The organism is Pannonibacter phragmitetus DSM 14782 (assembly GCF_000382365.1).
GTDB lineage: Bacteria > Pseudomonadota > Alphaproteobacteria > Rhizobiales > Stappiaceae > Pannonibacter > Pannonibacter phragmitetus.
In genome coordinates this window covers 98551-119002 of record NZ_KB908219.1, presented here as the reverse complement: position 1 = coordinate 119002, position 20452 = coordinate 98551, and the positions used below count along the sequence as shown (strand labels likewise).

Genomic DNA, 20452 nt, shown 5'->3' with positions numbered 1-20452 from the left:
GCCAGCCCCTTACATCGAGTTCAACAGCGTTTCGAACATCTCACGGGCCGCCTGCATGACGCGGGCGTTGGACGTGTAGGCATTCTGAAGCTGAATGAGAAAACCAAGCTCGGCATCCACATCGACAGAGTATTCCTGCTCATGACGGATGGCGAGGTTCTGCGTCAACGCCGTATAAGAGGCGGCTGACTGCTTGTCGGTCTGGGCTTGCTCCCCCTGATAGGCAACCACCTGGTTCACGAAATCCATGACGGATCCACGGAATGGATCCCCCTCCGTTCCCAACCCAGTGGATGCCGAGAAAGAGAAATTCGTCTTGCTCATGGCATTCACGAGAAACTGCGGCCGGCTGCTGTCCTTGTCCGAGTTTGAGACAGGCGCCGTCTGATAGATAACCAGCTTCGAGCTGTCTTTCGGCAGGGTAGAATTCAGCATGATCGACCGGGCATAGCCGGCCTTCTGTCCGCCGGCCTCCAGGGCTCCAGTGTAGAGCGCCTCTCCGGCCCGCCCGTCTGTGAAGACAGCAAGACCAAGCCCCTGGTTCGAGCTGCCGGTCGCGGTAACGTTTGCCTTAAGTGCCGTCACGGAGGTGTTTGTCGCCGTGTCGCCCAGAATACGCAGCTGGTCCGAGCCATTGTTGGCAACATCCAGATCCGTGGCGCCAAGCGCTGCGATCATCTGGGTGATGTAGGTTGCCGGATTGCCGCTGGAGATATCAATTCCGAAAACCGTATCTGCCGGATCCGCCGTGGTGTTGGCGGCAAGAGGCAGCAGGGCAGGATCCTTCACAGCAACAAAAGTCACTTCGCGCTGAACACCGCCAGAGTCCTTGTAGCTGAGTGAGACGGTGTTACCGGACTGAAGTCCCGAGACATCCAGTGTAAAACCGGTTTCAGCAGCGACGGTGGTTGCAGTGCCGGCAACATCCACATTGGAAAAGGCCAGCGAAAGCTGCGAGGCAATCTCGTCCAGCTGCGCCAGCGCCTCAACGAGCGTCTCATCCCGCAGATCGACAAGTGCCATCAGTGAACCGGAGCTGGACGTCCTGCCAAGTTCATGACTCAAGCCACCCGGCGTTGTCAACGTCACCTGATTGCCATTCTGACCTGGCAGAAGCGTGCTCGCAGGCGTAAAGCTGAGAGTTGACGCCTTGCCGTCACTGAAAAGGCTTTCGCCGTTGTTTGTGGTGATACTGACCGTATTGTTGTCACCGCGAGTGATACGAACATCCAGATAGCCGGTCAGTTGCTCCAGATAACGGTCGCGCTCGTCCAGAAGGTCAGCTTCGGAAACGCCTGCCGTCTGGGCTTTATAAATCTTGGACTCAACGGACTCAATCTGCTTGAGGAGCTGATTGACCTCACCAACCTGAGTTCCAATCGTCCGGTCGGCTTCCTTGCGCAGATCTTCAAAGGCGCGGTACGCCGAATTCAGTTCCTTGGCCACAAGATTGGCAGTGCTCAGCACGTCCTGACGGGCTGCATAGCTGTCCGGGGAGCTGACAAGTGTCGCAAGGGACGTGTTGAGCTTGGACATCAGCGAGGGCAGAGACCCAGCATCTGCGAGCGTGCCGAGAGTGGCGTCCATCCGCTCCGTGTAGCTGGCCTTGGTGGTGGAATAGGCCGTGTCTGCACGGCTGTTCCAGTAGGCCATCTGGATGGATTCATTGACCTGGCGCTTGATGTCACTCGACAGAATGCCGGAGACATTGCCATCCTTGTCGAAATAGACCTTGGCCTCAATCCGCTTGGCCGTATAGCCTTCGGTCTTGGCATTGGCCACGTTAGCCGCAGTCAGATCGATCTGCTTCTGATTGTAAGACAGACCGAACAATGCCGTATTGAGTGCCGATGTCAGACCCATTTTGTGCCCCCGAAATCCTTTGGAAGCGGCGGCGCGCCTTCCTGGGCGCCGCCTGAAAGATCAGCCAGCCAGATCAGCGGATCATGTTGAGCGCATCACTCAGCATCTGGTCCGAGGACGTGATGACCTTGGAGTTTGCCGAATAGGCCTGCTGGGTGATGATCAGCTTGGAAAACTCGGTCGCAATATCCGAGTTCGAAGATTCCAGGTTGTTGGCGAGAACCGCCCCGCCTTCACCAAACTCAGGCTCACCGGAAGTTGGAGTCGCAGCAAAGGCAGCGCCATCCACACGGCGCAGGTTCTGTTCCGCCTTGAAGGTGGCAATCGGGATCTCGTAGACCGCGCGCTGCTGGTTGTTCGAATAAGAAGCCGTAACACGTCCAGCCTCGTCGATGGAGAGGCTGACAACCTGACCAGCCGGATAGCCGTTCTGCTGGATATCAAGGCTGCTGACGATACCGGCATCGTCATTGAACTGGGTCAGCGAGCCATTGTCGAAGGACAGTTCGACGTTGCCGGCATTCACGCCGCCAACGGTCAGGCTGTCGATCGTGAAGCTGGTGGCAGAGGCCGTATTGGGCGCATCAGGCGTCAAGGTATTCATGACACCCGACGCGGTAAAGCTCACCTCGCCGACGCGGCTCCAGGAAACGGCGGTCGCGGGGGTTGTCGCACCAGTGTTGTAATAAAGGTTCCAGGTATTGGCCGAGGTCTGCGCCCAGCGCAGCGACACGCTCACCGGAGCACCATTGGCATCATAAACGGTCTTTGAGCCGCCGGAGATGGACGAGTCCACAAAGGCCTGATCATCGGCAACGGTGATGTCGGATGTGTTGGTGATGGACGTGGAACCGCCCGTCTGCAGGAACTGGCTGCCCGGCGTATTACCGGCAGCAACCGCACGGTTTGTCTTGGGGAAGGTCGGCAGGTTGGCCTGATAGGTCATCTCCGTCGTTGCCTTCGACGGCATCGGCTTGTCATCAATCTGAATCACGCCGGGAGCATCGCCAATGGCGTTGCCCGTCAGCGGATCCAGCGGAAAGCCCTTCAGGAAGTAGCCCGAGCTGTTAACGAGGTAGCCAGACTGATCGCGCTCGAAGTCGCCGGCGCGGGTATAGAACTGGGTATCAGCAAAGGTGGTCTTGCCATCCACAACATCGGCTGCCTGGGTAACAACGAAATAGCCGGGCCCGTTGATCGCCATATAGGTGTCAACCTGCGACTGCGTGATGGGGCCGGCAATCGTGTTGGTCGCGCGCGAGGTGGCCGCGGTGGTGCCGCTCTGCTGCTTGGCCTGAGTGCCGCCACCGCCACCGGCAACCATTTCCGAGAACGTGGTGTCAAGGCGCTTGAAGCCCACGGTCTGAGAGTTGGCAACGTTGCCGGAGATGTTCTCCAGCGCTCTGGACTGAGCCGAGAGTCCCGAAATCGCTGCGTTGATAGCCCCGTAAATACCCATTTTGAATCCTCGTGAGCACTAGAACCCGAAGGTTTTTCCTGCCCACTCATCGCAAAGGGTGTGCCACATTATGGTCACGGGCTCATCCATTTGATTTATTTGCTCTTTTTCGATCAACCGAAAACAATGCGGCGGAAGAGTGCCGGAACTTTCCTGCCGGGAAGGGAAGAAACTGCCGGGCGCAACCGGCAATTCCGTCCCTGCCCGGCAAAGCTTGCATGGGAACGGGCACGCCCCTACTCTGCCCGCAACAGTCAGTTTGCGAGGCACGCATGCGCTTTGAGGGAACACAGGACTATATCGCCACGGACGACCTGCGGGTCGCGGTCAATGCAGCCGTTGCGCTGGAACGCCCGCTTCTTGTGAAGGGGGAGCCGGGCACGGGCAAAACCGTGCTCGCCCATGAAGTGGCCAGGGCTCTTGGTGCGCCTCTTCTGGAATGGCACGTCAAGTCCACCACCAAGGCGCAGCAGGGCCTTTATGAATATGACGCCGTCTCCCGCCTGCGCGACAGCCAGCTGGGCGATGAGCGGGTGCGCGACATCCGCAACTACATCGGCAAGGGCAAGCTCTGGGAAGCCTTCGAAAGCCCGGTGAAGCCCGTGCTGCTGATCGACGAGATCGACAAGGCCGACATCGAGTTCCCCAATGACCTGTTGCAGGAACTCGACCGGATGGAGTTCTTCGTCTACGAGACCGGCGAAATGGTGAAGGCCCGCCAGCGGCCCGTGGTGATCATCACCTCCAACAACGAGAAGGATCTGCCGGACGCCTTCCTGCGCCGCTGTTTCTTCCACTACATCCGCTTCCCGGACCGGGAGACCATGGCGGAAATCGTTGCCGTGCATTTTCCCGGCCTCAAGGACAAGCTGCTGCGCGAGGCGCTGAACCTGTTCTATGACATCCGCGACGTGGCGGGCCTGAAGAAGAAGCCCTCAACCTCGGAGTTGATCGACTGGATCAAACTGCTGCTCAATGAGGATATCGACGCTGACGCGTTGCGCGAACGCGATCCGCGCAAGCTTGTCCCGCCGCTGCATGGCGCCCTACTCAAGAACGAGCAGGACGTGCATCTGTTCGAGCGGCTGGCCTTCATGGCCCGGCGGGAGCAACGCTGAGATGGCCTTCCGGGCGGCTTTTGCGGGCTGGCGCCGTGTTGCGGCAATTTCTGCCGCGCTGGTTTTTGCCTGCGCCGCCCTGCCTGCATCTGCCCAGACCGCGGCACCATCCGTGCAGAACGAATACGAGGCCGGGTGGATCAACGACGCGCAGGGCATGCGCCATTTCACCGGTTTCCGGTGCCCCAACGAAGTGGGCGGGCTGACCCGGTCGAAGGTGATGCCCACCGTCAACAACCGTGTCGCCAGCTGCATCTATGTTGACGAAACGGGCGGCATTCAGGTTGTGGTCAGCGCCTTTCAGCAAGGTATGGCGCGGCGGGAGGCAGGCAAGTTCAAGACCGGGTATCAGGCAGCAGGCTACAAGGAGCTTGCACTCTCCGGCATTGCCGCCAGCGGCATCACCTTCACCACGGGCGGCGGCGAGGGCCGGATGCTGTGCGAGACCCTGTGGCCCATGTCCGGCAAGAGTGCCGACTACACCGTCTGGATCCATTATTCCCTGCCCTTCCACGAACAAGCCGTCGAGCCAGCCTTCAACGCGGTGGTGGAGATGCTGAAGGCACAGAACTGATTTCCTACGTGGAACCACAGGGTTGCCTTGCCAGAGGACGCTGCACCCCTCAGGATGGCCGCGACAAACGCCAACCGGAGACACGCCCTTGCCGCGACTGCTGCTTCTGCGCCATGCCAAATCCGACTGGAACACGCCTGGGCTTCATGATCATGACCGCCCGCTCAATGCGCGGGGCGAGGATGCCGCACGGCGGATGGCGCGATGGATTGCGGAGGAAGGCCTCAAGCCGGATCTGATCCTCTGCTCCACCGCCCTGCGCACCCGCATGACGCTGGCCGCGCTCCTGCCCGTGTTGGGCGGAGAGACGGAGATCCGCCTGACGCGGCGCATCTATGAGGAAGGTGAAAGCGACTACATCAGCTTCCTGCGAGAGGAAGGCGGCGAGGCGCAAACCCTGATGCTGATCGCCCACAATCCGGCCACACATGACACGGCCTGCGAGCTGGCCATTCCCGGCTCCGGCGTTGGCTGGGCGGCGCTGGAAACCAAGTACCCGACCGGTGCCCTAGCGGTGCTGGAAAGCCCTGCCGCCTCCTGGTCTGGCCTGCTGCCGCTGAGTTGCACGCTGCAGCATTTCATCCAGCCGCGCCTTCTGCCGGAGTGACCCGCTCTCGGGCACATTTGCGCAAGGGCTCCGGCCTTCCCATATGAAGGCCGGAGACACAGGACAGACATGAAACTCTCTTCCCTTGCCGATGAGGCGCTTCTGGCGCTGGAGAACCTTGCCGAGAGCGCATCCGGTCTTGGCGTGCCCACCTTGCGGCTGGGCGTCACCGGCCTTGCGAGGGCCGGCAAGACCGTGTTCATCACCGCCCTCGTCCATAATCTGCTGCATGGCGGGCGCCTGCCGCTGTTCGATGCTGCTGCCGGGCGGCGCATCACCCGCGTGTCGCTGCAGCCGCAGCCGGACGATGCCGTGCCGCGCTTCGACTATGAGGCGCATGTGGACGCACTGGTGAAGGAGCGGATCTGGCCCCAGTCCACCCGGCAGGTGTCGGAGCTGCGCCTCACCATCGAATATGAATCAGCCTCCTTCCTCACCCGCAAGCTCGGGCGCGGCAAGCTGCATCTCGACATCATCGACTATCCCGGCGAATGGCTGCTGGACCTGCCGCTGCTGGCGAAGGACTACCGTCAGTTCAGTGCCGAAGCGATGACGCTGGCCCGCTCGCCCGCGCGTGCGTCCGTGGCAACGCCTTACCTCTGCGAGCTTGCCCGGCATGACCCGGCAGCCCCTGAAAGCGAAACCGATGCGCGGGCGCTGGCCAGGGCCTTTACCGCCTATCTCGCCGGCTGCAGGGCTGAGGAGCACGCTCTCTCCATGCTGCCGCCGGGCCGGTTCCTGATGCCGGGCGATCTTGACGGCTCGCCCGCCCTCACCTTCGCCCCGCTGGCCCTGCCGGAGAGCGGCGCAGCACCGGCAGGCTCGCTCTGGGCCATGATGGAACGCCGCTACGAGGCCTACCGCAAGCATGTGGTGCGGCCCTTCTTCCGCGAGCACTTCGCCCGGCTCGACCGGCAGATCGTGCTGGTGGATGCGCTGCAGGCACTTAATGCGGGGCCTGAGGCCCTGCGCGATCTGGAGACGGCACTGGGGCAGGTCCTCACCTCCTTCCGCCCCGGCAAGGCAAGCTGGCTGGCCTCGATCCTGACCCGCCGGATCGACCGCATCCTCTTTGCCGCCACCAAGGCCGACCACCTGCACCGGGACGATCACGACCGGCTGGAAGCCATCCTGAAACGGCTGGTGACGCGGGGCATCGAGCATGCCGAATTCAGCGGCGCCGGGGTGGATGTGCTGGCACTCGCCGCCGTCCGTGCCACCCGCGAGGCCACCGTGCGCCATGCAGGCGAAGAGCTTCCGGCCATCCTCGGCACCCCGCTTCCGGGCGAGCGCGTCAACGGTGACACCTTCGATGGAAAAACCGAAATCGCCATGTTTCCCGGTGACTTACCATCAGATCCGGAATCACTTTTCCAATCGCTTGAATCAAAATCTGCGCGAGTTCAGAGCCTTGAATCTGAATCAGAACGTGAAGCACATGCACGTCATGAATCTTCGCATGAAGACGGCCTGCGCTTTGTGCGCTTCCGCCCGCCGCATCTGGAGCGGACTGCCGAAGGGCTGACACTGTCCCTGCCCCACATCCGGCTCGACCGGGCGCTCAACTTCCTGATCGGAGACCGCATCGCATGAGCGAGGAGACCCGCAAGCCCCGCCGCCCCACGGCCTTCCGCCTTGATGACGAGCGGGTGCGCTTTGACGATGGCTCGCTCGGCGCGCCCTTGCGCAACGAGGCCCGCATCGTACCCAGCGGCAACCCGGAAGAAGACATCCTGCTGCCCGCCGAACCGCGCTCCGCCCCCTTGCGCTTTGGCCGCTGGCTGGCAGGCGGCCTCCTCGGCCTTGCCATGCTGGCCCTCGGCCTCTCGGTGGATGCCCTGATCCGTGATCTTTTTGCCCGCACCGACTGGCTGGGCTGGATGGGCCTTGCCCTTACCGCGCTGGCTGTTCTCGCTTTCCTCGGACTGGCGGTAAGGGAGGTCATCGGCCTGATGCGCCTGTCCCGCATCACCCACTTGCGGCAGGCGCTGGCCGATGCAGCAGAGGCCGATGACGCCAAGGCCGCCCGCGCCGCGCTGACGGATCTGATCGAACTCTACAAGGATAGGCCGGAGACAGCCCGTGGCCGCGCTGCGTTGAAGGCGCATATGGCCGAAGTCATCGACGGGCGCGATCTGGTGGTGCTGGCCGAACGGGAGATCCTTGCCCCGCTGGATGCCGCCGCCCGGCGCATCGTCAGCGACAGCGCCAAGCGCGTCTCCGTCATCACCGCAGTCAGCCCGCGTGCTGCGCTCGATCTCGTCGTGGTGCTGTCGGAAAACATCCGCATCATCCGCCGCCTCTCCGCGCTTTATGGCGGACGGCCCGGCACCGCCGGCTTCCTGCGCCTTGCCCGTCAGGTGGGCACGCATCTGGCCGTCACCGGCGGCATGGCGGCGGGCGACAGCCTCGTCTCGCAGGTGCTGGGCCATGGCCTTGCCGCCAAACTCTCGGCACGGCTGGGCGAAGGCGTCATCAACGGCCTGCTGACAGCCCGCATCGGCGTTGCGGCAACGGATGTTTGCCGCCCCGCCCCCTTCATCGGCCAGCGCGGCCCGCGCATTTCGGATTTCCTGTCCGAACTGACCCGCAGCAGCGCGGAGGTGAAGGACGGCAAGGCGGAATGACCGGTTTGGCATCCGGCTCCTCAACGGCCTTGCACTTTTGCCTTGATCCCGGTCAAGGCAGCACTTGATGTTTCTGTTAGCCTGCTTCGGTTGAAATGGCTGAGGAGGCAAGCCCATGGACGATCGCACTGTAACCCGCAAGCCGCGCGGCACCCGCACCGCGCCCGCTGCGGATGCAGTTCTCCCGGTGACGGCAGAGAGCACTGAGGCAGCACCTGTGCCCGTTGCAGAGTTGCCGGCAGAGACGCTTGCTGCACCGCAGCAGGAGACAGAACTTGCCGCAGCACCGGAAGCGGCCCCTGAACCAGCCGTTGCCCCGGTTCCCTCCAAGCCGCGCAAGACGCTGGCCGAACTGCGCCATGACCCGGCGGCGATCCACGAGCTGTTTGAAAGCGGCACCTACCCTTACGCCAGCCCCATGCGCCGGGAGCCCTATGAACAGCGCAAGGCAAAGCTTCAGGCCGAACTGCTGAAGGCGCAGCGCTGGATCAAGGAAACCGGCCAGCGTGTGGTCATCCTGTTTGAGGGCCGCGACGCTGCAGGCAAAGGCGGCACGATCAAGCGCTTCATGGAGCATCTAAACCCGCGCGGTGCCACCGTCGTTGCCCTGCAGAAGCCGACCGAGCAGGAGGCCTCGCAGTGGTATTTCCAGCGCTACATCAATCACCTGCCCTCCGGCGGTGAAATGGTTCTGTTCGACCGCTCCTGGTACAACCGGGCGGGCGTGGAACGCGTCATGGGCTTTTGCAGCGCCAGCCAGTATCTGGAATTCATGCGCCAGTGCCCGGAAATCGAGCGCATGATGGTGCGCGACGGCATCCACCTGTTCAAATACTGGTTCTCCGTCAGCCGCGAAGAGCAGCGCCGCCGCTTCATGGAGCGCCAGACCGACCCGCTGAAGCAGTGGAAGCTGTCGCCCATCGACATTGCCTCGCTGGACAAGTGGGACGACTACACCGAGGCGAAGGAGGCGATGTTCTTCTACACCGACACCGCCGATGCGCCCTGGACCATCGTCAAGTCCGACGACAAGAAGCGCGCCCGGCTGAACTGCATGGAGCACTTTCTCAATTCCCTGCCCTATCCGGACAAGGATACCCATCTCGTCGGCGAACCTGACCCGCTGATCGTCGGGGCGGCCCACCACGTCATCCGCCACGACACCCATGTGCTTGGCAAGACGCTGCATCCGGAAATGAAGCCTGGCGGATGACCGGTTCCAAAAGCAATCTCGACAGGCGTGATGGACGGGCCTAACGTCTGGCCATGTTCATCACGTTCTTCTCAGAGCTGAAAAGCGCCGGGGTGCCGGTTTCCTTGCGGGAATATCTCGACCTGATGCGCGCGCTGGAGCTGGATCTGGCCGGGCGGCGGGTCGAGGATTTCTATTATCTCGCCCGCGCCGCGCTGGTGAAGGACGAGAGCAACCTCGATCGCTTCGACCGGATCTTCTCGCAGGTTTTCAAGGGCCTCGATCTCCTCTCCGACGCCCCGCAGGCGGACATCCCCGAGGAGTGGCTGCGCAAGCTCGCCGAAAAGCACCTCACCGAAGAGGAAAAGGCGCTGATCGAAAGCCTCGGCGGCTTCGACAAGCTGATGGAGACGCTGAAGCAGCGGCTCGAAGAGCAGAAGGAGCGCCATCAGGGCGGCAGCAAGTGGATCGGCACGGCCGGCACCTCCCCTTTCGGCGCCTATGGCTACAACCCGGAAGGCATCCGCATCGGCCAGGCAGAAAGCCGCCACCGGCGGGCCGTCAAGGTCTGGGACAAGCGCGAATTCAAGGACCTCGACGATACGGTTGAACTGGGCACCCGCAACATCAAGGTGGCGCTAAAGCGCCTGCGCCGCTTCGCCCGCACGGGTGCAGCTGACGAGCTGGATCTCGACGGCACCGTCCGCGCTACCGCCCACAAGGGCCTGCTCGACGTGAAGATGCGGCCCGAACGGCGCAACGCGGTGAAGGTGCTGCTGTTCTTCGACATCGGCGGGTCTATGGACGACCACATCCGCATCTGCGAGGAGCTGTTTTCCGCAGCCCGGTCAGAATTCAAGGTGATGGAGCATTTCTACTTCCACAATTGCCTCTACGAGCATGTGTGGAAGGAGAACCGCCGCCGCCATTCCGAGCGCATGGCCACCATGGACGTGCTGCACAAGTACCCGGCGGACTACAAGGTGGTCTTCGTCGGCGATGCCTCGATGAGCCCCTATGAAATCGCTTACCCGGGCGGTTCAGTCGAGCACTGGAATGAGGAAGCGGGCGCTGTCTGGATGCAGCGGATCACCAGCCTCTACAGCCGTGCGGCATGGCTCAACCCGGTGCCGGAAGCACATTGGGACTACACCCATTCCATCCGCATGATGCGTGAGTTGATGGGCGGGCGCATGTATCCCATGACCCTCGAAGGCCTTACGGATGCCATGCGCGATCTGGCGCGGTAAGGGCGCTTTCCGGCAGACCCGGAAAACGCCCGATCACGGCTGAAACCTCACTTCTCCGGACGCAGCACCAGCACCGAGCAGGGGGCGTGCCGGACAACGTGGGCGGCGTTGGAGCCGATGAGATAGGTGGCAAGGCCCGGGCGGTGGGATTCCATCACGATGAGGCCTGCCTTGATGAAGCGCGCTTCTTCGATGATCTCATGATAGACGCTGCCGCTGCGCACCACGCCCGAGACGCGCCCGTCCGCCAGTCCCATGCCCTTTGCGAGGTCTTCCAGCATGGCACGGGTTTCGCCCATGGCCTTGCTTTCGAAATCTTCCGGCAGGTAGCTGGCGATGAACCCCTGCGTCTGCGCCAGAACCGCGACGAGACGGACCTTGCTGCCATAGTCATTGGCAAAGCGTGCCGCAGCCTCCAGGGCCGGGGCGGAAAACTTCGGTTCAGCCGGATCCACCGGGACCAGAATGGTGTCGAACATGGCACGTCTCCTCTTTGCATATCATTGAGCCAAGAGAAGCTTGCCTCCCGGCTCGACTTCCTGCGTTGAGAAAGATCAAGAATTTTTGCGGCTTTTCGATGAAATCCTGCCGGCTGGCGGCAAAACCGGGCAAGCGGGCTCATTTTGCCGAATACATGGTTCCAGCCTTTGCTGACCTTGCGCAGAAGCGCCGGATCTGTGCCTTGTAAGAACCACTGCCCCGCCGCTGAAGACGGGCGCAAGATATCCTTCCCCTTCTGGCATGACCGATCATGAGCTTCTTCACGAAAACCGCAGACCCGATGACCGCAACCGGCTGGCGCTCGCCGCTGCTGCTGCTGATGCTCATGGCCGGGGCGATGCAGCTGTCCTTTGCCGGATGGTGGAACCTAGTCAACAATTTCGCCGTGCACGAGCTGGAATTCACCGGCCGCGAGATCGGCATCCAGCAGTCGATCCGCGAGATCCCGGGTTTCCTGGCCTTCACCGCCGTCTATCTGCTGCTGGTGATGCGCGAACAGACGCTGGCCTATGTCTCCCTCGCCTTCCTCGGGCTCGGCGTCGCGGCCACCGGCTACTTCCCCTCAGCCATGGGATTCTACCTGACAACCTTCATCATGTCGGTGGGCTTTCATTATTATGAGACCATGGCCCAGTCCCTGTCGCTGCAATGGCTGCCCAAGGCGACGGCGGCAGCGGGCATGGGCAAGATCCTGGCTGTGGGCGCCTTCGCGCAGTTGATCGCCTATTCGCTGATCCTCGTGGGCTGGAAGGCGTTTGATCTCAGCTTCACCACCGTCTTTCTCATCTCAGGCCTCACCACCTTCGTGGCTCTGGCCGCACTGCTCATCATCTTCCCGCGTTTCCGCGAAGGTGTGCCGCAGCACAAGAAGCTGGTGCTGCGCAAGCGCTACTGGCTCTACTACGCCCTCACCTTCATGGCCGGTGCACGGCGGCAGATCTTCACCGTCTTTGCCGGTTTCCTGATGGTCGAGCGCTTCGGCTATGACGTGCATGAGGTGGCCGGTCTTTTCCTGATCAACGGCCTGATCAACATGCTGATTGCCCCGAAGATCGGATCGATGATCGTGCGCATCGGCGAGCGCCGGTCGCTGGCCATCGAATATTCCGGCCTGTTCTGCGTCTTCGTGGGCTATGCCTTCGTCACCAATGCCCATGCGGCTGCGGCGCTTTATGTGATCGACCACATGTTCTTCGCTATCGCCATTGCCATGCGCACCTATTTCCAGAAGATCGCCGACCCGGCCGACATCGCCCCCACTGCAGGCGTAGCCTTCACCATCAACCACATTGCCGCGGTTTTCATTCCGGTGGTCTTCGGCCTGCTCTGGCTGGTGTCTCCGGCGGCGGTGTTTCTGGCGGGCGCTGCCATGGCGCTCACCAGCCTCGCCCTCTCCCGCCTCATTCCGCTCAACCCGGATGCCGGCAACGAGGTCGACCTCCCCTGGCGTCGCACGCTCCGCCCGGCGGAGTGAGGGCTGCTTGAGGCTGGGAGTTGGTCAGGCAGCAGCACTTCGGGTACACGGCCAGCCAAACCCACCGCGCCGCCCCGGCCTTGAGCCGGGGCCCCAACTCGGCAAACTATCTGAACCGGCAGCGCTCTGCGTCCATCACAGGCCCCGGCACAAGGCCGGGGCGGCGCGGAGAATGACGCAGATCCATAAACAAAACGGCAGGCCTCAGGCCTGCCGCTGCATTTCACTCTCCGGGCAGGCCTCAGGCCTGCCGCTGCATTTCACTCTCCGGGCAGGCCTCAGGCCTGCCGCTGCATTTCACTCTCCGGGCAGGCCTCAGGCCTGCCGCTGCATTTCACTCTCCGGGCAGGCCTCAGGCCTGCCGCTCCGGCACATGCACCACAATGCCGTCCAGCTCATCGCTCATCTTGATCTGGCAGGACAGGCGCGAGTTGGGCTTCACGTCATAGGCGAAATCCAGCATGTCCTCTTCCATCGGGTCCGGGGAACCGGCGCGGGCGGACCACTCCTCGTCCACATAGACATGGCACGTGGCACAGGCGCAGGCGCCGCCGCATTCGGCCTCGATGCCGGGGACCATGTGCTTGATGGCACTTTCCATGACGGTGGCGCCGCTTGAGGCCTCCACATCATGGCGGGCACCGTCAGCGGTGATGAATGTGATTTTCGGCATGATGATCGCGTCCATCCTGCGGGGGGAAGATTGATCCACACGACATAAAGGTTCGGACGCAAAGGTCAAGAACCGCGCACGCGGCAAAAGAGCAGGATCAGCCCTCGATCAGTTCGCGGATGAAATCATTCGTCTCGCCCACGAGGCTGACGAGCGTCAGGAAGGCAGGGGAACTGCCCTCCCGCAGTTCCTCTTCCACCGTGTCGCAGACATCGGCAAGGCGCAGCGCCCCGATGCCGCGCGCCGAACCCTTGAGGCTGTGCACCAGATCGGCCTGGTGCTGGCGGTCATCGGCGGCGGAGAGTTCGCTGATCAGCGTCTTCGAGCGGGCAAGGAAAAGCTTGAGAACCTCCTGCTGGAGTTCCCGGTTGCCAAGGGTGTTCGTTGCAAGCTGCGCAAGATCGATCGGGGCATGCCCCCCGTGACGGACAAAGCGGTCCGTGCTGCCCTTGCTGGCCATATTCGCCATCCCAGCCACCCCGTTACTCATGAACACAGGCCGGGGCTCGACCCGGCTTCCTCAGGTTTTGTTACCCGAATGAATGCCCGCCTGTCCGCAAAGGTGAGGTTAAGATCCCCAGCTCAAACCGTTGCCAATCCGCCTCTCCGAGCAACAAAGTGAATCTTTGGTTAACGCGCATAAAGGAATTTTAGATATTCGCGCAGGCAAGCCTCTTCCACCCTGCCCTTCGCACACGCAGCTGACGCGAAATGGCAGGCGCTGCCGCCCTGCAGGGGCTATTTTCCGGAAGCGGCAAGGACGGCCTTGCGTCCCGCCTCCGTCAGGCGGCAGACGAGCCAGTCGGGCTTGATTGGGTTGGAAAACCAAGGCTCTGCCCAGCCTGCAGCCATGCAGGCGCGGATTGTGGCAGGGGGAATTGAGCGGCCCTCATCGTCAAAAAGTGGAAGTTTTCCACCGGCCTGCGCCAAGCCTCTGGCAAGCCACTTGAGCTGCGCCGCAGAGGGCTTTTTCGCACAAGCTGCCTCAGGTCCGGCACTGTCTGCAGGCCCGCCTGAGGACGATCTTACGTTGCGTTGACTCATGGCTTCACCACCTCCGGCAGGCTGACTCACAATGGCGTTTCTTGTTCCTTAACGCAGATTGTGCCATTACGTTGTCTGATGCGGCAAGATGGGGAAAAGGCCGCCTGACTCAGCGTCAGGCAGCCGATGCGGCGGCACCCTGTCCTGTCATGTCCAAGCGGCGGACGGTTTCTGCGTCAGAATCGAGGCGGAGGCAGACCCGGAACGGCGCGGGAAAAAGTGCTCGGTGGCTCAGGCCTCCGATTTGTAATGAGTTCGGATGTGAGGCGATCCAGATGGCAAATCCCCCGAAGGTGAAAGACCCGGCGGAAGCGGCACTGTCGGCAGTTGAAGAGGCGCTGAAGCTCGACTTCGGCGGCCCCGCAACGGCAGCGGGCAGCGAAGACGGGGCCCGTGCGGCCCTTGGCGAAGCGGCACGCGCGGAAAGACCGGGCAGCGGATCTGCCGATGCAGCAGACAGCACGGCGTCCAGCGAAGGGCGCCGGGGCCGGGGACGCGGCGGACGCCCGCCTGCGGCCAATGACGACCGCCGCACCATCGGCAACCTGATATTCGCCCTGCAGCGCCGGCCCTCGGCTGCCCCCTTCTGGGTGGCGCTGGTGCTGAGCGTGGTCTGGGGCGCCATCGGTTCGATCCTCACCATCTCCAGCTTCGGCACGCAGATCGAAGCCCTGTCCAGCGGCGCGGGCCTTTCCGCAGCCCCCGGCCTGGTGCTTGCCGGCGTTGCCATCGCCGTACCGGTCCTGTTCTTCTGGGTCATGGCCATGATGATCTGGCGTGCGCAGGAAATGCGCATCGTCGCCCGTGGCATGACGGAAGTGGCCCTGCGCCTCGCAGAGCCGGAAGACATGGCCAAGGAATCGGTTCTGTCCGTCGGTCAGGCCATCCGCCGCGAAGTCGCTGCGATGGGCGACGGCATCGAGCGGGCCATTGCCCGCGCCAGCGAGCTGGAAGTCCTCGTCCATAACGAAGTCTCCTCGCTCGAGCGCTCCTACAACGACAATGAGCTGAAGATCCGCGCCCTCATCGAGGAACTGGTCAGCCAGCGCGAGGCCATCCTCGCCAATGCCGACCGGGTGCGCGATTCCATTTCCGGCGCTCACGAGAGCTTTGCCGGCCAGCTGTCCGCCACATCGGAAGAAATCGCCCGCACCGTCGAGACGGCCACCTCCCGTCTGGTTGGTGCCGTGGAAGACCGCATCAATGAGCTGACCAGCTCCGTCGACAGCCGCATCGACGCGCTCAGCTCCTCGCTCAATGCCTCCGGTTCCGAACTGGTCGACGCCCTCACCGACCGCGCCGGCGACTATGTGGCCCGCCTCACTTCTTCTGGCAGCGAACTGGTCGACAACCTGTCGCGCACCGGCAACGACATGTGGGAAACGCTGACCACCCGCGGCAAGGAGGTCAACGACCGCTTCGCCGAGACGGCCAGCACCTTCGTCGAGACGCTGGATGTGCGCGGCGGCGAAATCACCACCACCCTCACCCTGCGCACGCAGGAATTCACCGAGGCGCTGGAGCGTACCGGCTCGTCCGTTGGCGAGACGATTGCCCTGCGTGGTGACGAGATCAACGCAACCCTGTCCCTCACCTCGGGCCGCCTGATCGACACCATCTCCGCCCGCACCGACGAGCTGATCACCACTGTCGACACCCGCGTGTCGCAGCTGGATGCTTCGCTCAGCGACACCGGCGAGCGCGTAGTCAGCAGCATCACCGAGCGTGGCCAGGCTGTTACCGACGCCATCTCCTTCAAGGGCGCCGAGATCGTCGAAACCCTCGCAGAGCGCAGCTCCGAGGTTGCCGAGATCCTGCGCGGCACCGGCGAGTCCATCGTTGTGGACCTGTCCCTGCGCGGCGGCGAAATCGCCTCCAAGCTGGATGCAACATCCTCCAGCCTCGCCGAGACCATCACCGGCCGCGGCGGCGATCTGGCGGACCGCCTGGGCTCCATAAGCGAGCGCATCGAGACGGCCATCACCGTGCATGGTGCCGAACTCGACACCCGTCTTGGCGCGCGCGGCACCGAAATGGCCCTGCTCATCGAGAGTCAGACCATCGGCTTCCGCGAGACGCTGCAGGCAGCATCCTCCGAAATCTCCAGCTCGCTCGGCCAGCGCACCACGGAGCTCGCCCAGAAGCTGGCCGAAACCGGCACCGAACTTGCCCGCCTCATCGGCACCCGTGGCGAGCGCGTCAGCGCCGACATCGGCTCCGTCGGCGACCGCATTGCCGAGACCATGGAACTGCGCGGCCAGGCCCTGCAGGAAGGTCTTGCGACCCACCTCACCGAGCTGGAAAAGATCGTCACCGAGCGCGGTTCGCAGCTGGTCGAAAGCTTCGACAGCCGTTCCACCGTGCTGGCCCAGACGCTCGACAGCCGTCTGGAAACCCTCGACCAGACCTTCGAGCACCGCGTTGGCGGGCTCGATCTGGCACTCGACAGCCGCATCAGCCGCATCGACCAGACCTTCGATGCACGCATCGGCGGGCTGGAGACAACGCTCAGCGACAACATCAACCGCTTTGACCAGACCTTCGAAGCCCGGGCCAGCAGCCTTGACGCTGCCCTCGACAGCCGCCTTGGCCGTCTGGACCAGACCTTCGACAGCCGCATCACCACGCTGGACACGGCGCTGGGTGACAGCATCACCCGTCTGGACCAGACCTTCGAAATCCGCGCCAGCGGCCTTGATGCCTCGCTCGACAGCCGCATCAACAGCCTGGATCTGACGCTGGAGCAGCGCACGGCTGCCTTCGAGGCGGCGCTGGAAACCCGCACAGTCATGCTGTCCGATGCGATCAGCACCCGCACGGAACTGCTCAGCGAAACGCTGGAACAGAAGTCGCGCACCATTGCCGACGTTCTGGCCGACCGCTCCGACGCAATCACCTTCGAGCTGGCACGGCGTGTGGAAACAGCCGGCGAATCCCTCGCCGACAAGGCCGACACCGTGGGCCGCCTCATCGGCGAGCGCGTGGATCAGGCCGCCGAATCCATCTCCGAGAAGGCCGAGCATCTTGCCCAGAGCATGATTGCCGGCACCGAGCGGATCGACCAGACCCTCGACAGCCGTGCCCGCCAGATCAGCGAAACCCTGATTGCCCGCACCCGCGAAATCGCCAAGGCCTTCGTCGATGGCCAGACCGAGATGGCGCAGGCACTCGACAGCCGTCTGGACGAGGCAGGCTCCGTCCTGGCCCGCCAGAGCGCGGAACTGACCGAGTCCCTCTCCGAGCGGATTGCGGAAATCAACGTGTCGCTGGGCGCCAAGGTCTTCGAAGTGGCCGAAACCCTCGACAGCCGCGCCAGCCAGCTGGAAACGGTGCTCACCGACCGCCTGTCCTCCATCACCGGCACCCTGTCGTCGGAGACCGAGCGCGCCCGTGTGGTTCTGACCGAAGCCATGCAGGATGCCACCTCGACGCTGAGCGGCGAGAGCACCCGTGTCCGCGAGATGGTGCTCGACGCCGTCACGCAGGCCGCTTCCGCCCTCTCCGAAGAGCGCAGCCGCACGGTCGAGACGGTCAGCACGACCTTCTCCGACGTCACCGGCAAGCTGTCCGGTGAAGGCGACCGCCTGCGCCAGCTGGTTCTGGGCGCCGTGGGCGAAGCACGCGGCGTGCTGGTGGGCGAAAGCCAGCGGGCCGCCGAAACCGTTACCAGCGCCATGGCACTGGCCACCGGTTCGCTGTCGGGCGAAGGCGAGCGCATCCGCGACATGGTTCTGACCGCAGTTGGCGAAGTGCGCGGCGTGCTGGAAGGCGAAAGCCAGAAGGCAGCCGAGAGCGTCACCGGCGCCATGACCGTTGCCACCGGCTCCCTCTCCGGCGAAGGCGAGCGCATCCGCAACATGGTGCTCAGCGCTGTTGCAGAAGCGGCCCGTTCCATGGCCGTGGAAAGCGAGAAGGCGCGCACGCTCTACGTCAGCACGCTGGCCGAGTTCTCAGGTTCGCTCACCGGCGAAAGCGACAAGGTGCGCGGCGATCTCGCCCGCACGATTGCGGAAATCTCCGGCAACCTCAACGCCGAGAGCGAGCATGCCCGCGTCACCCTCACCCGCACCGTGGAAGAGATGCGCAATCTCATCTCCGGCGAGGCGGATTCGGTGCGCAACCGCGTCAGCGGCGCCGTGCAGCAGGCCGCCGAACTGCTGTCGCAGCGCGGCCACGCCGTTGCACAGGAAATGCTCGAAAAGGCCGCAGCTCTCAACGAGGCCTTCTCCTCGCAGAGCGCCGAGTTCACCAAGCTGGTGGGCGAAGACGGCAACCAGCTGGTTGCTGCCATCGAAACCCGTGCCAATGAACTCACCGGCCGTGTGTCCGAGATCCACCGTGCCATCCTTGACGCCATCTCCGTCAAGGGCCGCGACGTCACCGAGAGCTTCGCACAGCGCGGCCTCGAGGCGACACGTTCGCTGGTGGAAGCAGGCGACCGCATCATCAACGGCCTCGACGAGCGTAGCAACCGTGCCGTCAACGTGCTGGAAGAGACCAAGCTGCGCCTGGAAGCCGACGTGTCGGCCATCCTGGACCGCCTGGACACCTCGAACAGCACGCTGCATCAGGTGATGACCGATGCCGGCCAGAACCTGTCGGATGTGGAAACGAACCTGGCCCGCCGGGCCAGCGAGTTCCGCTCCGCCGTGGACCGTGCCGTCGCAGAAACCAGCGCCTCCACCGGCCTCATCGATGGTCAGGTCGGCGCGCTGCGGGATATCTCGACCACGGTTCTGGCTGACATCAAGGCCCTGTCGACCCGCTTCGACCAGCAGAGCCAGGATCTCATCAGCGCGGCCCGTCACCTGGAGGAGACGAACCGTCTGGTCGAGGGCCGCGTGGCCGAGCGCAAGACCGCCATTGAACAGGTGGCCGACACGCTGCTGGCAAAGACCGAAACGGTCGACACGCTGATGCGCACCTTCACAAGCACGCTGACGGAAACACTGGACTCGGCCGATGACCGGGCCCGCGAAGCCGCCACCATGCTCTCGGCCGCTGCCGAAGCCGCCTCGCGTCAGGTGGCTGAGCAGTTCGAATCCATGCGCCTTACCGCAGGCATGGAAGGCCAGCGCGCCCGCGATGCCATCCGCGCCGTGCAGGACGAGATCATGAAGGAAATGAGCCGCACCGTGACGGAAGCGCAGGAGCGGTTCGGCGAAGCGGCAACCCGCATGCGGGACGTTGCCCGCGAGGTGCACCGCGAGCTGGAGGCCACCCGCAAGGAGCTGAAGCAGGGCGTTCTCAACCTGCCGGAAGAGGCAGAAGAATCCTCTGCTGCCCTGCGCAAGGTCGTCAACGAGCAGATCCGCGCGCTCAGCGAGCTGTCGGACATCGTTGCCCGCCAGTCCAATGCGCTGGACATCTCCCGCCCGCAGGAGCGTGCCGTTGCAGCCAGCGCAGCCCCGGCTGCCAGCTACAGCGCCCCGAGCCGTCCGGCTGCCCCTGCCCCGCGCAGCGAGCCGGAACCGCGGCCTGCCGCAACCCGCCGCCCGGCAGCAGCCCCTGCTCCCGAGCAGGCGCCGGAAGCCGGAAGCGGCAAGGGCTGGGTGAGCGATCTGCTGCGCCGCGCCTCGCGCGATGAAGACACCAGCGGCAAGGCAACCCGCACGCCGCTGCACATGGTCGAAAGCCTGAACTCGCTGTCCATGGACATCGCCCGGGCCATCGACCATGAGACCTTCATCGACCTGTGGGACCGCTACAAGCGCGGCGAGCGGCATGTGTTCACGCGCCGTCTCTACACGCTGCAGGGTCAGCAGACCTTCGACGAGATCCGCCAGAAATACGGCCGCGATCCGGAATTCCGCACCGCGGTTGACCGGTACATCGCCGATTTCGAGCAGCTTCTCACCCAGGTCTCGCGCAATGACCGTGACAACATGCTGGGTCAGACCTACCTGACCTCGGACACGGGCAAGGTCTACACCATGCTGGCCCACGCCAGCGGCCGTCTGGACTGAACCAGTCTGACGTGAAACAAGAAAAGCCCGCCGGAGCGATCTCCAGCCCCTAACCTAAGTGTGGTTGCAAGTAAGATGGCTCCGGCGTTTAGCGAAGCAGACCT

At 63.4% G+C, this 20452-nt stretch carries 14 protein-coding genes; 9 read left to right on the top strand and 5 right to left on the bottom strand.

Annotation, left to right across the window (positions count from 1 at the left end):
- Positions 1-9: 9 nt before the first annotated feature.
- On the bottom strand, positions 10-1863 hold the full coding sequence (flgK, locus tag H163_RS0110525; RefSeq protein WP_019964543.1) for a flagellar hook-associated protein FlgK: 1854 nt from the start codon (positions 1861-1863) through the stop codon (positions 10-12).
- A gap of 73 nt (positions 1864-1936) precedes the next feature.
- A complete protein-coding gene (locus H163_RS0110520; RefSeq protein ID WP_019964542.1) occupies positions 1937-3322 on the bottom strand; it encodes a flagellar hook protein FlgE in 1386 nt (461 codons plus the stop codon).
- A 272-nt stretch (positions 3323-3594) separates the two neighbouring features.
- Here H163_RS0110520 and H163_RS0110515 point away from each other — a divergent pair, with 272 nt between their 5' ends.
- From H163_RS0110515 to H163_RS0110485, 7 genes are all read left to right on the top strand, one after another.
- Positions 3595-4440: an AAA family ATPase gene (locus H163_RS0110515; RefSeq protein ID WP_019964541.1), complete on the top strand. Its 846-nt coding sequence runs from the start codon at positions 3595-3597 to the stop codon at positions 4438-4440.
- 1 nt (position 4441) lies between these two features.
- On the top strand, positions 4442-5014 hold the full coding sequence (locus tag H163_RS22640) for a hypothetical protein (RefSeq protein ID WP_019964540.1): 573 nt from the start codon (positions 4442-4444) through the stop codon (positions 5012-5014).
- Between the two features lie 88 nt (positions 5015-5102).
- Complete coding sequence (locus H163_RS0110505) at positions 5103-5621, top strand: SixA phosphatase family protein (RefSeq protein ID WP_019964539.1); 519 nt, start codon at positions 5103-5105, stop codon at positions 5619-5621.
- A gap of 69 nt (positions 5622-5690) precedes the next feature.
- Positions 5691-7214: a YcjX family GTP-binding protein gene (locus H163_RS0110500; protein ID WP_019964538.1), complete on the top strand. Its 1524-nt coding sequence runs from the start codon at positions 5691-5693 to the stop codon at positions 7212-7214.
- A complete protein-coding gene (locus H163_RS0110495; RefSeq protein ID WP_019964537.1) occupies positions 7211-8248 on the top strand; it encodes a YcjF family protein in 1038 nt (345 codons plus the stop codon). Before H163_RS0110500 ends, H163_RS0110495 begins: the two co-directional genes overlap by 4 nt.
- 115 nt (positions 8249-8363) lie before the next feature.
- On the top strand, positions 8364-9461 hold the full coding sequence (gene ppk2 / locus H163_RS0110490) for a polyphosphate kinase 2 (protein WP_019964536.1): 1098 nt from the start codon (positions 8364-8366) through the stop codon (positions 9459-9461).
- Between the two features lie 53 nt (positions 9462-9514).
- Positions 9515-10690: a vWA domain-containing protein gene (locus H163_RS0110485; protein ID WP_019964535.1), complete on the top strand. Its 1176-nt coding sequence runs from the start codon at positions 9515-9517 to the stop codon at positions 10688-10690.
- Between the two features lie 47 nt (positions 10691-10737).
- Here the strand turns inward: H163_RS0110485 and H163_RS0110480 are convergent, their stop codons facing one another.
- Entirely contained in the window at positions 10738-11169 is a 432-nt protein-coding gene (locus H163_RS0110480; RefSeq protein WP_019964534.1) for a universal stress protein, read from the bottom strand.
- Positions 11170-11441: 272 nt separating this feature from the next.
- Between H163_RS0110480 and H163_RS0110470 the strand changes: the two genes are divergently transcribed.
- The gene (locus H163_RS0110470; RefSeq protein WP_019964532.1) at positions 11442-12665 is read left to right on the top strand and encodes an MFS transporter; all 1224 of its coding nucleotides are present in this window, start codon (positions 11442-11444) and stop codon (positions 12663-12665) included.
- Between the two features lie 352 nt (positions 12666-13017).
- Here the strand turns inward: H163_RS0110470 and H163_RS0110465 are convergent, their stop codons facing one another.
- A complete protein-coding gene (locus H163_RS0110465) occupies positions 13018-13338 on the bottom strand; it encodes a 2Fe-2S iron-sulfur cluster-binding protein (RefSeq protein WP_026355705.1) in 321 nt (106 codons plus the stop codon).
- A gap of 97 nt (positions 13339-13435) precedes the next feature.
- On the bottom strand, positions 13436-13798 hold the full coding sequence (locus tag H163_RS0110460) for an Hpt domain-containing protein (protein WP_197717685.1): 363 nt from the start codon (positions 13796-13798) through the stop codon (positions 13436-13438).
- An 859-nt stretch (positions 13799-14657) separates the two neighbouring features.
- On the opposite strand from H163_RS0110460, the gene H163_RS0110455 reads away from it, so the two are divergent.
- Entirely contained in the window at positions 14658-20348 is a 5691-nt protein-coding gene (locus H163_RS0110455; RefSeq protein WP_019964529.1) for an apolipoprotein A-IV repeat region-like domain-containing protein, read from the top strand.
- Positions 20349-20452: the final 104 nt, after the last annotated feature.

Excerpts from the sequence above, each read along its gene's own strand:
- flgK (WP_019964543.1), bottom strand. The coding sequence starts at position 1,863 with ATGGGTCTGACATCGGCACTCAATACGGCATTGTTCGGTCTGTCTTAC.
- H163_RS0110520 (WP_019964542.1), bottom strand. The coding sequence starts at position 3,322 with ATGGGTATTTACGGGGCTATCAACGCAGCGATTTCGGGACTCTCGGCT.
- H163_RS0110515 (WP_019964541.1), top strand. The coding sequence starts at position 3,595 with ATGCGCTTTGAGGGAACACAGGACTATATCGCCACGGACGACCTGCGG.
- H163_RS22640 (WP_019964540.1), top strand. The coding sequence starts at position 4,442 with ATGGCCTTCCGGGCGGCTTTTGCGGGCTGGCGCCGTGTTGCGGCAATT.
- H163_RS0110500 (WP_019964538.1), top strand. The coding sequence starts at position 5,691 with ATGAAACTCTCTTCCCTTGCCGATGAGGCGCTTCTGGCGCTGGAGAAC.
- H163_RS0110495 (WP_019964537.1), top strand. The coding sequence starts at position 7,211 with ATGAGCGAGGAGACCCGCAAGCCCCGCCGCCCCACGGCCTTCCGCCTT.
- ppk2 (WP_019964536.1), top strand. The coding sequence starts at position 8,364 with ATGGACGATCGCACTGTAACCCGCAAGCCGCGCGGCACCCGCACCGCG.
- H163_RS0110485 (WP_019964535.1), top strand. The coding sequence starts at position 9,515 with ATGTTCATCACGTTCTTCTCAGAGCTGAAAAGCGCCGGGGTGCCGGTT.
- H163_RS0110480 (WP_019964534.1), bottom strand. The coding sequence starts at position 11,169 with ATGTTCGACACCATTCTGGTCCCGGTGGATCCGGCTGAACCGAAGTTT.
- H163_RS0110470 (WP_019964532.1), top strand. The coding sequence starts at position 11,442 with ATGAGCTTCTTCACGAAAACCGCAGACCCGATGACCGCAACCGGCTGG.
- H163_RS0110465 (WP_026355705.1), bottom strand. The coding sequence starts at position 13,338 with ATGCCGAAAATCACATTCATCACCGCTGACGGTGCCCGCCATGATGTG.
- H163_RS0110460 (WP_197717685.1), bottom strand. The coding sequence starts at position 13,798 with ATGGCCAGCAAGGGCAGCACGGACCGCTTTGTCCGTCACGGGGGGCAT.
- H163_RS0110455 (WP_019964529.1), top strand. The coding sequence starts at position 14,658 with ATGGCAAATCCCCCGAAGGTGAAAGACCCGGCGGAAGCGGCACTGTCG.